General features: G+C 39.2%; 19 protein-coding genes, 1 rRNA gene and 1 riboswitch. All 20 genes read right to left on the bottom strand.

The genetic code is table 11. The features are described 5' to 3' along the window. Positions 1-5 precede the first annotated feature (5 nt). The gene (gene rplX / locus ACWG0P_RS14915; RefSeq protein ID WP_455802401.1) at positions 6-329 is read right to left on the bottom strand and encodes a 50S ribosomal protein L24; all 324 of its coding nucleotides are present in this window, start codon (positions 327-329) and stop codon (positions 6-8) included. 12 nt (positions 330-341) lie between these two features. After that, positions 342-710: a 50S ribosomal protein L14 gene (rplN, locus tag ACWG0P_RS14910; protein ID WP_455791427.1), complete on the bottom strand. Its 369-nt coding sequence runs from the start codon at positions 708-710 to the stop codon at positions 342-344. A 20-nt stretch (positions 711-730) separates the two neighbouring features. Continuing rightward, positions 731-991 (bottom strand): 30S ribosomal protein S17, encoded by a 261-nt coding sequence (gene rpsQ / locus ACWG0P_RS14905; RefSeq protein WP_455791429.1) that lies wholly within the window; start codon positions 989-991, stop codon positions 731-733. A gap of 16 nt (positions 992-1,007) precedes the next feature. Then, the gene (gene rpmC / locus ACWG0P_RS14900; protein WP_455791431.1) at positions 1,008-1,208 is read right to left on the bottom strand and encodes a 50S ribosomal protein L29; all 201 of its coding nucleotides are present in this window, start codon (positions 1,206-1,208) and stop codon (positions 1,008-1,010) included. Positions 1,209-1,210: 2 nt separating this feature from the next. Further along, the gene (gene rplP / locus ACWG0P_RS14895; RefSeq protein ID WP_455791432.1) at positions 1,211-1,627 is read right to left on the bottom strand and encodes a 50S ribosomal protein L16; all 417 of its coding nucleotides are present in this window, start codon (positions 1,625-1,627) and stop codon (positions 1,211-1,213) included. A gap of 3 nt (positions 1,628-1,630) precedes the next feature. After that, the gene (rpsC, locus tag ACWG0P_RS14890) at positions 1,631-2,425 is read right to left on the bottom strand and encodes a 30S ribosomal protein S3 (RefSeq protein ID WP_455802400.1); all 795 of its coding nucleotides are present in this window, start codon (positions 2,423-2,425) and stop codon (positions 1,631-1,633) included. A gap of 11 nt (positions 2,426-2,436) precedes the next feature. Further along, a complete protein-coding gene (gene rplV / locus ACWG0P_RS14885; protein WP_455791449.1) occupies positions 2,437-2,772 on the bottom strand; it encodes a 50S ribosomal protein L22 in 336 nt (111 codons plus the stop codon). Between the two features lie 12 nt (positions 2,773-2,784). Further along, positions 2,785-3,063, bottom strand: a complete 279-nt coding sequence (gene rpsS / locus ACWG0P_RS14880; RefSeq protein ID WP_455802399.1) for a 30S ribosomal protein S19 — start codon at positions 3,061-3,063, stop codon at positions 2,785-2,787. A 20-nt stretch (positions 3,064-3,083) separates the two neighbouring features. Continuing rightward, positions 3,084-3,917 (bottom strand): 50S ribosomal protein L2, encoded by an 834-nt coding sequence (gene rplB / locus ACWG0P_RS14875; protein WP_455802398.1) that lies wholly within the window; start codon positions 3,915-3,917, stop codon positions 3,084-3,086. Between the two features lie 58 nt (positions 3,918-3,975). Continuing rightward, a complete protein-coding gene (rplW, locus tag ACWG0P_RS14870; protein WP_455802397.1) occupies positions 3,976-4,272 on the bottom strand; it encodes a 50S ribosomal protein L23 in 297 nt (98 codons plus the stop codon). Beyond that, positions 4,272-4,901, bottom strand: coding sequence for a 50S ribosomal protein L4 (gene rplD, locus ACWG0P_RS14865; protein WP_455791438.1), 630 nt, complete (start codon positions 4,899-4,901; stop codon positions 4,272-4,274). Before rplD ends, rplW begins: the two co-directional genes overlap by 1 nt. Before the next feature lie 3 nt (positions 4,902-4,904). Further along, positions 4,905-5,591, bottom strand: coding sequence for a 50S ribosomal protein L3 (gene rplC, locus ACWG0P_RS14860; protein WP_455791440.1), 687 nt, complete (start codon positions 5,589-5,591; stop codon positions 4,905-4,907). Positions 5,592-5,604: 13 nt separating this feature from the next. Then, positions 5,605-5,916 carry a 30S ribosomal protein S10 gene (gene rpsJ, locus ACWG0P_RS14855; RefSeq protein ID WP_455791441.1) on the bottom strand — a complete coding sequence of 104 codons (312 nt, stop codon included), beginning with the start codon at positions 5,914-5,916 and terminating at the stop codon, positions 5,605-5,607. A 256-nt stretch (positions 5,917-6,172) separates the two neighbouring features. Then, complete coding sequence (locus ACWG0P_RS14850) at positions 6,173-6,748, bottom strand: energy-coupled thiamine transporter ThiT (RefSeq protein WP_455802396.1); 576 nt, start codon at positions 6,746-6,748, stop codon at positions 6,173-6,175. Between the two features lie 43 nt (positions 6,749-6,791). Then, a riboswitch (TPP riboswitch) is annotated at positions 6,792-6,891 on the bottom strand. A 263-nt stretch (positions 6,892-7,154) separates the two neighbouring features. Further along, positions 7,155-8,339, bottom strand: coding sequence for an elongation factor Tu (gene tuf, locus ACWG0P_RS14845; protein WP_455802395.1), 1,185 nt, complete (start codon positions 8,337-8,339; stop codon positions 7,155-7,157). Between the two features lie 69 nt (positions 8,340-8,408). Continuing rightward, positions 8,409-10,487 carry an elongation factor G gene (gene fusA, locus ACWG0P_RS14840; protein WP_455802394.1) on the bottom strand — a complete coding sequence of 693 codons (2,079 nt, stop codon included), beginning with the start codon at positions 10,485-10,487 and terminating at the stop codon, positions 8,409-8,411. Positions 10,488-10,502: 15 nt separating this feature from the next. Continuing rightward, positions 10,503-10,973 (bottom strand): 30S ribosomal protein S7, encoded by a 471-nt coding sequence (rpsG, locus tag ACWG0P_RS14835; protein ID WP_455802393.1) that lies wholly within the window; start codon positions 10,971-10,973, stop codon positions 10,503-10,505. Positions 10,974-10,998: 25 nt separating this feature from the next. Continuing rightward, positions 10,999-11,418: a 30S ribosomal protein S12 gene (rpsL, locus tag ACWG0P_RS14830; RefSeq protein WP_455791447.1), complete on the bottom strand. Its 420-nt coding sequence runs from the start codon at positions 11,416-11,418 to the stop codon at positions 10,999-11,001. 177 nt (positions 11,419-11,595) lie between these two features. Beyond that, positions 11,596-12,945, bottom strand: a complete 1,350-nt coding sequence (brnQ, locus tag ACWG0P_RS14825; protein ID WP_455802392.1) for a branched-chain amino acid transport system II carrier protein — start codon at positions 12,943-12,945, stop codon at positions 11,596-11,598. Between the two features lie 105 nt (positions 12,946-13,050). After that, positions 13,051-13,141 (bottom strand): 5S ribosomal RNA (gene rrf / locus ACWG0P_RS14820); the annotation flags it as partial.

Genomic DNA, 13,141 nt, shown 5'->3' with positions numbered 1-13,141 from the left:
TCCCCTTACTTAACTTCTGCGCTGGTCTTTTTAAAGACGCGCACTTTATCTTTGTTGCCTTTTTTATCTTCTTTAATTTCATATCCAACTCTACTAGCTTTTTTTGCTTTAGAGTCATAAGCCATTACGTTAGAAACGTGGATAGGAGCTTCTTTTTCAATGATGCCTCCATCAGGATTCTGTTGGGTAGGTTTCTGGTGTTTCTTCACCATATTGACACCTTCCACAATGACTTTGTCTTCTTTAGGGAAAACTTTAGTTACTTCAGCGATGGTACCCTTGTAAGCACCTGTAATAACTTGAACTTTATCACCTTTTTTGATTTTCACAAAGACACCTCCTTATAGTACTTCTGGTGCCAAAGACACAATTTTCATAAAGTCTTTGTCACGCAATTCACGAGCAACTGGTCCAAAAATACGAGTTCCACGTGGTGTGTTATCATCCTTGATTAGGACAACAGCATTGTCATCAAATTTAATGTATGTTCCATTGTCACGACGAACCCCACGTCTTGTACGTACGATTACAGCCTTAACAACGTCACCTTTTTTAACAGTTCCACCAGGAGCAGCTTGCTTTACAGCACAGACAACGATATCCCCGATGTTTGAAAACTTACGAACGCTACCACCTAAACAACGGATAACAAGAACTTCTTTGGCACCCGTATTGTCAGCGACGCGCAATCTACTTTCGTTTTGTATCATGAGTATCTACCTCCTAGCGCCTACAGCTGTATAGCTTTTTCGACGATTTTCACCAAACGGAAACGTTTTGTAGCAGATAATGGACGTGTTTCCATAATTGTTACTACATCTCCTATTTTAGCTTCATTGTTTTCGTCGTGAGCTTTAAATTTCTTAGAATACTTTACGCGTTTCCCATATAATGGGTGAACTTTTTTTGTTTCAACCACTACTGTGATTGTTTTATCCATCTTATCGGAAACAACAGTTCCACGATATACTTTACGGTTAGATCTTTCCATAACTTAACGATCCTCCTTAATCCTGACCACTAAGCTCGCGCTCAGTCATCACTGTTTTGATACGGGCAATTGTTTTCTTAACTGTCTTTAAACGAGCAGTGTTTGCCAACTGTCCTGTAGCCTGTTGGAAACGAAGATTAAAAAGTTCATCTTTAAGCGTTTCGATCTCTTGTAGTAATTCAGTATTGCTTTTTTCTCTGATCTCTTTCGCTGTCATAATTACTTCTCTCCTTTTCTAACGACAAATTTTGTCTTCACTGGAAGTTTGTGAGAAGCAAGACGGAAAGCTTCACGTGCTACTTCTTCTGGTACTCCTGCGATTTCAAACATAACACGGCCTGCTTTAACGACTGCTACCCAGCTTTCAGGAGCACCCTTACCAGAACCCATACGTACTTCAAGAGGTTTTTTCGTTCTAGCCATATGAGGGAAGATACGAATCCAAACTTTACCACCACGTTTCATATAACGAGTCATGGCGATACGTGCTGACTCTATCTGACGGTTACTAATATAAGCACCAGTGTCAGCAACTAAACCATATTCACCAAACGATACATCACGTCCGGCTTTTGCGCGTCCTTCATAGCTTAAACGGTGAGGACGTCTATATTTTGTTCTTTTAGGCATCAACATAGATTAGTTCCCTCCTTCTGTAGCTTTCTTAGGAGCCCCAGCTGCTTGTGCAGGAGCTTTCGCATTGTTTCTGTTTGTGTTGTTTCCACCACGGTTGTTGTTACGACGGTTGTTACGACGTCTGTCGTTTGTTGGGAATTTAGGAGCTTCTGGTTCCTGAACCATTTGTCCAGGTAGAACTTCTCCACGGCAAATCCAAACTTTAACACCTAAACGACCGTAAGTAGTACTTGCTTCTTCCCAAGCGTAATCGATGTCAGCACGAAGTGTATGCAAAGGTACATTACCTTCAGAATATCCTTCAGTACGAGCCATATCAGCTCCACCTAAACGTCCAGAAACAGCAGTTTTGATTCCTTTTGCTCCAGCTCTCATAGTTCTTTGAATAGCTTTTTTCTGAGCAGTACGGAAACTAGCACGTTGTTCTAATTGATCAGCGATGCTACGAGCTACTAATCTTGCATCAAGATCAGGGTTCGCGATTTCAAGAACTTTAATGTAAACGTTCTTTCCACCAGTTAATTTGTTTAATTTTTTCTTCAACAGTTCAATACTTTCACCGTTTGTACCAATGATCACACCAGGACGAGCTGTACGGATCATAACTTCAACACGGTTTTTAGAACGTTCAATTTCGATTCTTGAAACAGATGCTGCTTTTAACTCCTTGAATACAAATTCACGGATTTTAACATCTTCTAATAACAAATCGGCATAATCTTTATCAGCATACCATCTTGACTCCCAGTCACGAATGATACCAACACGTAATCCGATTGGACTAACTTTCTGTCCCATGTTCTACCTCCTTAATCACGCTCAGCAACCACAATTGTAATGTGGCTGGTGCGTTTGTGGATTGCACTAGCAGATCCTTTAGCACGTGGCATGAAGCGTTTCAAAGTAACACCTTCGTTCGCATAACATGCTTTCACGTATAATTTTTCTTCATTTAAATCATTGTTGTTTACAGCATTTGCAATCGCAGTGTTTAACACTTTACCGATTGCTTCTGAAGCAACATTTGGTGTAAATTTTAAGATTGCAGCAGCTTCTGCAACATCTTTCCCACGAATCAGGTCGATTACAAGACGAGCTTTTCTAGGTGGGATACGTAATGTTTTAGCGGTTGATTTAACTTCCATCATCGTTTCCTCCTATCGTTTGCCTTTCTTGTCATCGTCTCCGTGTCCACCGTATTTACGAGTTGGAACGAATTCACCAAGTTTGTGTCCTACCATATCTTCTGTAACATAGACTGGAAGGTGTTCTTTACCATTGTAAACGGCAAATGTGTGTTCCACGAACTGAGGGAATATAGTTGAACGACGTGACCATGTTTTAATTACTGTTTTTTTACCGGCAGCATTCAATTCATCCACTTTTTTCATTAAGTGAGCATCACAGAATGGGCCTTTTTTTAGACTACGACTCATTTTTTCATTTCCTCCTTTGCCTATTTACCGTTACGGCGACGAACGATTAATTTCGTTGAAGCCTTTTTGTGCTTACGAGTTTTAACACCCATAGCTTTTTTACCCCAAGGAGTCATTGGTGATTTACGTCCTACTGGAGTACGTCCTTCACCACCACCATGAGGGTGATCGTTAGGGTTCATAACAGAACCACGAACAGTTGGGCGGATACCTTTCCAACGGTTACGACCAGCTTTACCATAGTTTACAAGGCTGTGATCTTCATTCCCAACCTGACCAATGGTAGCACGGCAATCAGACAAGATTTTACGAACTTCTCCAGATGCTAAACGGATTGTTGCGTATTTTTCTTCGATACCTAAAATCTGTGCAGATGTACCAGCAGAACGACATAACTGACCACCTTTACCTGGTTTTAATTCGATATTGTGAATAACAGTACCTTCTGGCATGTCTTTTATTGCTTTTGCGTTACCTATTTTAATATCGGCTTCAGCACCAGATACGATGCTCATTCCAACAGTCAATCCCTTAGGAGCTAAGATGTAACGTTTTTCACCATCTGCATAGTTTAATAAAGCAATGTTTGCAGAACGGTTAGGATCGTATTCGATCGTTGCTACTTTAGCAGGGATAGCGTCTTTATTTCTTTTGAAGTCAATAATACGGTAGCTTCTCTTGTGTCCACCACCTTGATGACGTGTTGTAATACGTCCATTGTTATTACGTCCGCCTTTACTTTTTAAAGGGGCAAGCAATGATTTTTCTGGCTGGTTTGTCGTAATTTCTTCATACGTCAAACTAGTCATACCACGACGACCTGGAGTGGTCGGCTTATACTTTCTAATTGGCATGTGTTAATTTCCTCCTTACGCAATATTTATTCAGGAAATAGCGTTCTTCTTCCTGATGTTATTCAGCTTCTTCGCCGAATAATTTGATATCCTGACCAGCTTTGATTTTTACATAAGCTTTACGGACAGCTTTGGTTTTACCAACATATTTACCCATTCTTTTTTCTTTGGATTTTACATTGACTACGTTAACTTTTTCAACGTCCACTCCGAAGACACTCTCTACGGCTTGTTTTACCAATGTTTTGTTGGCTCCCTTTTTTACTTCAAATGTAACTTTGTTGTCAGCATCCATGTATTTCATCGTTTTTTCAGTGATGATTGGACGAACGATAATGTCTTTATAGTTATTCATTATGCAAGTGCCTCCTCAACATCTTTCACAGCAGCTTCTGTGAAAACAATTTTGTTAGCATTTACGATATCGTAAACATTGATTCCATCAGCAGTTAACATCATCATTGATGGGATGTTACGCATACTTAGGAATGCATTTTCAAAGTTTTCTTCTTCACTTACTACGAATAATGTTTTCTTAGGTGCATTGATATCAGCGATAATCTGATTGAACGCTTTTGTTTTAGGCGCATCAAGATCAAACTTGTCAACAACACACATTGCGTTATCTAACACTTTTTCAGATAATACTGATTTAAGTGCAAGACGACGAACTTTTTTGTTTAATTTGTAGCTGTAGCTTCTTGGTGTTGGACCAAATACGATTCCTCCACCTCTCCACTGTGTTGCACGAATAGAACCTTGACGAGCACGTCCAGTTCCCTTCTGACGCCAAGGCTTACGTCCACCACCGCGTACTTCTGTACGGTTTTTAGTGTCGTGAGTTCCCTGACGCATACTTGCGCGTTGCATAACAATGGCATCAAAGATACATTGCTGATTTGGCTCGATGCCAAACACTGTATCTGCAAGAGTGATTTCTTTCAACTCTTTACCGCTCTGGCTAAGTACGACCATCTTAGGCATCTTTTATTCCTCCTCTTTCGCGTAATCTACCAATGTTACTGGAGTTTTGTCTCCCTTGGAACATTTAGCAGTTCTAACCATGACAAGACCACGTCTTGGTCCTGGCACGTTTCCTTTGATTAATAGGTAGTTGTTTTCAACATCTACTTTGATAACTGTTAAGTTTTGGTTAGTAGTTCTATAACCACCTTCTTGACCAGCCATCATTGTTCCCTTCAGAATCTTACCCTGACGAGATGTAATACCATTTGTTGCTAATGAACCGATGTGTCTGTGATGTCCAGAACCATGGCTCTTTGGACCAATCTTCGCATTGTTACGAACGATTGTACCATTGAATCCTCTACCTTTAGAAGTTCCGATAACATCTACCGTTTCTCCTGCAGCGAAGATATCAACTTTTACTTCTGCACCAAGATCTAAATCAGCGAAGTCAGCATCGCGAACTTCCTGTGCAAATCTTTTTGCAGTTGTATTTGCTTTTGCAGCATGTGCGATGTTTGCTTTTGTTGTACGTTTTTCTTTGATTTCTTCAAAGCCTAACTGTACCGCATTGTAACCATCGTTTTCTTCTGTTTTCTTTTGTAATACGATATTAGGGCAAGCTTCTACTACAGTTACAGGAATCAATGTTCCATCTTCTGTAAAGACTTGTGTCATCCCAAGTTTACGTCCTAAAATACCTTTCATGATGTCACCTCCATTACAGCTTAATTTCGATGTCAACACCACTTGGAAGTTCTAAACGACTCAATGAGTCGATTGTTTCCGCAGTAGGTCCAACAATCTCAATTAAACGTTTGTGAGTTCTGATCTCGAATTGCTCACGAGAATCTTTATATTTGTGTACCGCACGCAGGACTGTTACTACCTGCTTTTCAGTTGGAAGGGGTACTGGTCCAACAATTTTCTTAGCTCCATGAGACTGTGCTGCCTGAATGATCTTTTCTGCAGATGCATCCAGAATTCTGTGCTCATAAGCTTTTAAGCGAATTCTTACGCTATTTTTTGCCATGAATAATCTCCTTTCGTCTATATCGACTATAGACTCGCTCGATGCGAATTCCCCGAAGCACTGTCTCATGACAACGCCTTTCAGTGGGTCGGCAACCTCGCATGTCCTCGCGGTCGTGGGAATATTATATCAAGAAAACATAGGCAAATGCAAGCATTATTTTACTTTTTTTTATTTTATGCTTTTTCGTGACTTTTTCTTCTAAAATACTGTTTTTACAAAAGAAAAGAAGATGACTTATCACCTTCTAATCTAGTTATTCTTTGATCCCTACAAATTCATCTCTACTAGATTTACGCAAAGTCCTCAACAAGAAAGGTACGATGATAATCGCAATTATCAAGGTCATGACGTTATAGAATAGATTGTACGTCCATCCTGAATAAATCCAAGCCGCCATACTACCTGCAGCACTTCCCTCTGGAAACCAGAAATATACACCAGCTAATGTATGAGACATATATTTCAAGAACATTCCCAAACATATCCCAATATAAATATTACTGATTTTTAGTTTCCCAAGTTTGAAGGCCGGAAAAATTGCTGCAATTCCAACAACTAATACAGGCGCGATATAATCAAGCATCGTTTGCATTGGTGACACAATATAATTACTCAGACCAAACACAACACCTACTACCCAACTTATCAAACCAGTTGTTGCTCCATACTTCCATCCAAGATGGAAACTCGCTATAAAATAAGCAATGACCGGCAACTCCACCGTCCCTCCATTTGGCATCTGAGGCAAGAACTTCGTACAATAGTTCAAAACGATACCCAATGCTGCATAAAATGCAACAAATACTAACTTTCTAGTCTTTTGATTCATAAAAAAACACCTCCGTGAGGCGTAAGCAAACAAATCTAAAATATATTAGATAGATCTGACTCCCTACGCTAGTATTAACTAGATCAGGTCATAAGGGATTCCAAGTAATGGATCTCAGCCTTGCGGCACCCCTGTCGATGACTTCCTTTATTATACGCATGTTCCCATTACAAAGCAAGTTTATTCATACATTTATTGGAATTCATATCTCTATCATATCTGTAATTCATATTAGAGAATTTACATCAAACAAAGTATACCAAGTGTTAAGCAGCAAAATGATTCCAAATAGTATGGTGAGCGTGTTCTTCATCACCTTTTCGCCTTCATTCTGTCACACTTGCTCTTTTCCCCTATGCATAACCAAAAAAAGAGCGCTACTTGAGCACTCTTTATTTATCAATAATTACTTAATGATTTCTGTAACGTTTCCAGAACCTACAGTACGTCCACCTTCACGGATAGAGAATTTAGTGTTGTTTTCGATTGCGATTGGAGCGATCAATTCAACAGTCATTTCTACGTTATCCCCAGGCATAACCATTTCAGTTCCTTCAGGTAATGTAATAACACCAGTTACGTCAGTTGTACGGAAGTAGAACTGAGGACGGTAGTTAGATACGAATGGAGTATGACGTCCACCTTCTTCTTTAGTTAATACATATACTTGAGCTTTGAAGTTTGTGTGTGGTTTAACAGATCCTGGCTTTGCAAGAACTTGTCCACGTTGAATTTCTTCACGGTTAACACCACGAAGAAGTGCACCGATGTTGTCACCAGCCTGAGCTATGTCCAACTGTTTACGGAACATTTCTAATCCTGTTACTACAGTTTTGCTAGTATCGTGGATACCAACGATTTCAACTTCTTCACCTAATTTTACTTCACCACGTTCAACACGTCCAGTAGCAACGGTTCCACGACCTGTGATAGTCATAACGTCTTCTACAGACATCAAGAAAGGTTTGTCAGTTTCACGAACTGGATCTGGTACATAAGCATCTACAGCATCCATTAACTCATGAATAGCTCCAACATATTTGTCGTCACCTTCAAGAGCTTTTAAAGCAGAACCACGGATAACTGGAGTGTTATCTCCATCAAATCCGTACTCGCTCAATAATTCACGAACTTCCATATCAACAAGGTCAATCAATTCTTCATCATCAACCATGTCGCATTTGTTCAAGAATACAACGATGTAAGGAACACCTACCTGACGAGCAAGTAAGATGTGCTCACGAGTCTGAGGCATAGGACCATCAGATGCAGCTACAACAAGGATAGCACCATCCATCTGTGCAGCACCAGTGATCATGTTCTTAACGTAGTCAGCATGTCCTGGGCAGTCAACGTGTGCATAGTGACGACCAACTGTTTGGTACTCAACGTGTGCAGTGTTGATTGTAATTCCACGTTCTTTTTCTTCTGGAGCTCCGTCGATTGCATCGTAAGCTTTTGCTTCAGCCATACCGTCTTTTGAAAGAACGTTAGTGATTGCAGCAGTTAATGTAGTTTTACCGTGGTCAACGTGTCCAATAGTTCCAATGTTCACATGGGTTTTGGAACGGTCAAATTTTTCTTTAGCCATTTTTAAATGTCCTCCTAAATTTATAGATTTCAAATATATTCTAATTCAAACGATTTATAAAAGCAACAATTAATTTTCAGAACTGTTGTTTTTAATGATTTTTTCAGCAATACTCTTAGGTACTTCACTATAGTGATCGAATTTCATGGAGTAATTTCCACGTCCTTGAGTAAAGCTACGTAAGTCTGTTACATATCCAAACATTTCAGATAGTGGAATATGAGCCTGAACGATAATTGCGTTCCCTCTTTCTTCCTGGTTAACGATAGAACCACGACGTGAACTAACATCTCCCATAACAGAACCTAAGTATTCATTTGGTGCAGTAACTTCAACCATCATAACTGGTTCCAGAATAACTGGGTTACATTTTTTCGCAGCAGCTTTCAATGCCATAGAAGCAGCAATTTTATATGCCATTTCACTGGAATCGACATCATGGTAAGAACCATCGAATAATGTTGCTTTGATATCAATTACTTGATATCCAGCTAAGATACCATTTGCTAATGCATTTTCGACACCTTCTCCAGTAGGTTTAACGTATTCACGAGGAACACTTCCTCCAACTGTAGCATCCACGAATTCAAATCCTTTACCTTCTTCTTGAGGCTCAAATTTGATCCAAACATGTCCATATTGTCCACGTCCACCGGATTGCTTAATGTATTTACCTTCACACTCAGCAGCAGTACGGATCGTTTCACGGTAAGCAACCATTGGTTGTCCAACATTTGCTTCTACTTTGAACTCACGTTTCAAACGATCAACAATAATGTCAAGGTGAAGTTCACCAACACCAGCGATGATTGTTTGTCCTGTTTCTTGATCCGTATAAGTTTTGAATGTAGGATCTTCTTCTGCAAGTTTTGCAAGAGCAAGACCCATTTTATCCTGGTCAGCTTTTGTCTTAGGTTCCAAAGACAATTCGATAACTGGCTCTGGGAATTCCATTGACTCAAGAATGATCGGCGCATTTTCAGCACATAAAGTATCTCCAGTAGTAGTTACTTTCAATCCAACAGCAGCAGCGATATCACCAGCATAAACTTTGTCGATTTCTTTACGAGCGTTTGCATGCATCTGTACGATACGTCCAAAACGTTCTTTTTTACCCTTTGTAGAGTTTAATACATAACTTCCTGCATCCGCAGTACCTGAATACACACGGAAGAAAGATAATTTACCAACGAATGGGTCAGTTGCAATTTTAAATGCTAATGCAGAGAATGGTTCTTCATCACTAGAATGACGAACTTCCTGATCACCATTTTCTAATGTACCATTAATTGAAGGCACATCAACTGGTGAAGGCAAGTAATCTACAACTGCGTCCAATACCATCTGAACACCTTTGTTCTTGTAAGCTGAACCACAAAGAACAGGGAAGAAGTCACCAGCACAAACAGCAATACGTAATACACGTTTGATGTCTTCAACGCTTGGTTCCTCACCTTCCAATACAGCCATCATGAAATCTTCATCATAGTCTGCAAGGTAATCGATAAGTTTTGCACGATATTCTTCACAAAGATCTTTTAAATCTTCAGGAACTTCACCTTCTTGCATGTCTGTTCCTAAATCATTTGTGTAGATTTCTGATTTACGTTCAATGATATCTACGATACCAGTGAATGATGTTTCAGCACCGATTGGTAACTGAATTGGGCAAGATTTAGCTCCTAAACGATCAACGATTGTTTTGCATGACATTAAGAAGTCAGCACCAGTTGCGTCCATCTTGTTACAGAATACAATTCTTGGTACACCATAAGTTGTTGCTTGACGCCAAACAGTTTCTGTTTGAGGTTCTACACCAGCTTTTGCATCAAGAACTGTTACCGCACCGTCCAACACACGTAGAGAACGTTCAACCTCAACAGTGAAGTCAACGTGACCCGGAGTATCGATAATGTTGATACGGTGTTCTTTCCATGCTGCTGTTGTTGCAGCAGATGTAATGGTAATTCCACGTTCCTGTTCCTGTTCCATCCAGTCCATCGTAGAAGCTCCATCATGAGTTTCTCCAATTTTGTGGTTTACTCCAGTATAATACAGGATACGTTCAGTAGTTGTCGTTTTACCGGCATCGATATGAGCCATGATACCAATGTTACGTGTTTTTTCTAATGAATACTGACGTGCCATTATATGACTCCTTTCTTACCAGCGGTAATGAGCAAATGCTTTATTAGCTTCTGCCATTTTGTGAGTATCCTCACGTTTTTTAACAGATGCACCGCTTCCGTTTGCTGCATCCATAATTTCAGCAGCTAATCTTTGCTCCATAGTTTTTTCATTTCTTAAACGTGCATAGTTTACAACCCAACGTAGACCTAATGTCAAACGTCTTTCAGCAGATACTTCTACTGGGACCTGGTAGTTTGCACCACCAACACGACGAACTTTAAGTTCTAACATTGGCATAACGTTTTCTAAAGCTTTTTCGAAAACTTCCATTGGTTTTTCATTTGTTTTTACTTCGATAATATCGAATGCGTTGTACAGGATCGTTTGTGCAACTCCTCTTTTTCCGTCAATCATGATTTTATTGATTAAACGAGTAACCAATTTGGAGTTGTAAATAGGATCTACTAATACGTCACGCTTTGCTATATGTCCTTTTCTAGGCATTTTAAATTCCTCCTTTCACAATTGACTATTTCTTTTCTTTAGGTTTTTTTGCTCCGTATAGAGAACGACTCTGATTACGGTTAGCAACACCAGCACAGTCCAATGTACCACGAATAATATGGTAACGAACCCCTGGTAAATCTTTAATACGTCCACCACGAATCATAACTACACTATGTTCCTGTAAGTTATGTCCAATCCCTGGAATATAAGCAGTAACTTCCATTCCATTACTTAAACGTACACGGGCATATTTACGAAGCGCAGAGTTTGGTTTCTTAGGTGTCATTGTTCCGACACGAGTACAAACACCACGTTTCTGAGGTGCACTTAAGTTTGTAGGACGTTTTTTGATGGAATTATATCCTCTATTCAGAGCAGGTGATTTTGATTGGTTCACGCTCTGTTCACGACCTTTACGAATTAATTGATTAATTGTTGGCATAATATCCTCCTTTCGTAACACACATTTCCGGGTGTGTCATTTTGAAGTGTAAATATAATTCCCATGACGGGAACTGATAAAAATCCACTTGCCTATCTATGATAAATCAAATGCCCTTCATTTGTCAATATATTTTTCAATAAATTGTATAAAAATCAGTTACAAAAAACAGAAGTGCTAATTCACCTCTGCTTTTACACTTTCTTCTTTGTAAAATTGATTCCAAATTGGTAAGCACCCTAGCAGTGCACCTATACATCCTGGAAGTATCCATCCTATACTTAACTCATAGAATGGTAACGCATGAAACATTTCTCCAATGACGCCTAGTGTAATTCCCGCACTCTCTAATCCATTTACAAACGCAACTACAAAGGTGAACACCATCCCAAGCACATACACCATTTTCCGCTTACCAATATATTTTTTCAAGAACGACAATAACATAAGAATAACTGTTACGGGATAAATCATAATCAATATTGGTAATGATATAGTAATCAATTGGTTCAATCCAACATTGGAAATAATAAAACTAAATAAACATACACAAAATGCAATTTTTTTATAAGACCACTTCGGAAAAATCCCTTGGAAGTAATCAGAAAAAGAAGTTGTTAAACCAATCGATGTTGTCAGACATGCAAATAAAACCGCAACTCCAAGTACAATTCCACCAATTCCTCCAAACAAATGATTGGTTACTGCGTGTAGTAATGAACCTCCATTCGCAAAAGGAGTCCCTGTGATAGCACCAACATACGTCAATGCAAAATATACAACAGCAAGAAAGAATGCAGCACCTAATCCACATTGTACAGTATACTTAGCAATTAGCTTCTTATCTTTAATCCCATATCCTTTAATAGCACTAATAACAATAATTGAAAATGCAAGTCCCGCAGGTCCATCTAATGCATTATATCCTTCTACCATTCCCTTAAAGAATGGTATAGTAGCGTATTCACCTTGCGCTTTTCCAATTTCTCCAAATGCTAAATTCGCACTATCATGCCCCATAAATAAAGAGGCAACAAAGATCGCCGCAATACTCAATAACAATATTGGTGTCAAATATTTACCTACAACATCAACAATTTTATTAGGATTGCTAGAAAGATAATATGTTACCCCGAAAAATACTGCAGTAAATAATAAGCTAATTAGAAATGAGTTAGCACCTCCAATGTAAGGAAGGAGTGCTATTTCATAGGACACACTTCCAGTTCTTGGAAGCGCAAAGAGTGGACCAATTAACAAGTAAACTCCAACAGATAAGAATAATGCAAACTTCTTTCCTATTAAATTTCCCAGATCGCTCATAGAATTCCCTACCAAAACAACAGCTGTAATTCCTAAAATCGCAATTCCTGCATCCGTCAGAATAAACCCAAACAATGCACTTAAGAAATTCTCTCCTGCAAGTTGCCCCATAGCAGGAGGAAAAATCATATTCCCAGCTCCAAAAAATATGGCAAACAACATTAAAGAAATTGATAATAGTTGTGATATTTTTAATTTTTTCATACATAATCTCCTCAGCATCCCTCATTATATAACAATAGTTTGTATTCGTATATAATAGTTTTTTTCATAAATAAAAAGAAAAAGACATCCTTGCGGATGTCGATCACCTGGCAGCGTGCTATCTTCACTGAGGCAGGCCCAGCTATTGTCGCCGCTGAAGTGCTTAACTTCTGTGTTCGGGATGAGAACAGGTGTG

Source organism: Amedibacillus sp. YH-ame6 (assembly GCF_053848845.1).
This window is presented reverse-complemented; position numbering and strand designations above follow the sequence as displayed.

Coding starts and splice junctions, on each gene's coding strand:
- rplN (WP_455791427.1), bottom strand. CDS start 710: ATGATACAAAACGAAAGTAGATTGCGCGTCGCTGACAATACGGGTGCC.
- rpsQ (WP_455791429.1), bottom strand. CDS start 991: ATGGAAAGATCTAACCGTAAAGTATATCGTGGAACTGTTGTTTCCGAT.
- rpmC (WP_455791431.1), bottom strand. CDS start 1,208: ATGACAGCGAAAGAGATCAGAGAAAAAAGCAATACTGAATTACTACAA.
- rplP (WP_455791432.1), bottom strand. CDS start 1,627: ATGTTGATGCCTAAAAGAACAAAATATAGACGTCCTCACCGTTTAAGC.
- rpsC (WP_455802400.1), bottom strand. CDS start 2,425: ATGGGACAGAAAGTTAGTCCAATCGGATTACGTGTTGGTATCATTCGT.
- rplV (WP_455791449.1), bottom strand. CDS start 2,772: ATGGAAGTTAAATCAACCGCTAAAACATTACGTATCCCACCTAGAAAA.
- rpsS (WP_455802399.1), bottom strand. CDS start 3,063: ATGAGTCGTAGTCTAAAAAAAGGCCCATTCTGTGATGCTCACTTAATG.
- rplB (WP_455802398.1), bottom strand. CDS start 3,917: ATGCCAATTAGAAAGTATAAGCCGACCACTCCAGGTCGTCGTGGTATG.
- rplW (WP_455802397.1), bottom strand. CDS start 4,272: ATGAATAACTATAAAGACATTATCGTTCGTCCAATCATCACTGAAAAA.
- rplD (WP_455791438.1), bottom strand. CDS start 4,901: ATGCCTAAGATGGTCGTACTTAGCCAGAGCGGTAAAGAGTTGAAAGAA.
- rplC (WP_455791440.1), bottom strand. CDS start 5,591: ATGAAAGGTATTTTAGGACGTAAACTTGGGATGACACAAGTCTTTACA.
- rpsJ (WP_455791441.1), bottom strand. CDS start 5,916: ATGGCAAAAAATAGCGTAAGAATTCGCTTAAAAGCTTATGAGCACAGA.
- ACWG0P_RS14850 (WP_455802396.1), bottom strand. CDS start 6,748: ATGAATCAAAAGACTAGAAAGTTAGTATTTGTTGCATTTTATGCAGCA.
- tuf (WP_455802395.1), bottom strand. CDS start 8,339: ATGGCTAAAGAAAAATTTGACCGTTCCAAAACCCATGTGAACATTGGA.
- fusA (WP_455802394.1), bottom strand. CDS start 10,487: ATGGCACGTCAGTATTCATTAGAAAAAACACGTAACATTGGTATCATG.
- rpsG (WP_455802393.1), bottom strand. CDS start 10,973: ATGCCTAGAAAAGGACATATAGCAAAGCGTGACGTATTAGTAGATCCT.
- rpsL (WP_455791447.1), bottom strand. CDS start 11,418: ATGCCAACAATTAATCAATTAATTCGTAAAGGTCGTGAACAGAGCGTG.
- brnQ (WP_455802392.1), bottom strand. CDS start 12,945: ATGAAAAAATTAAAAATATCACAACTATTATCAATTTCTTTAATGTTG.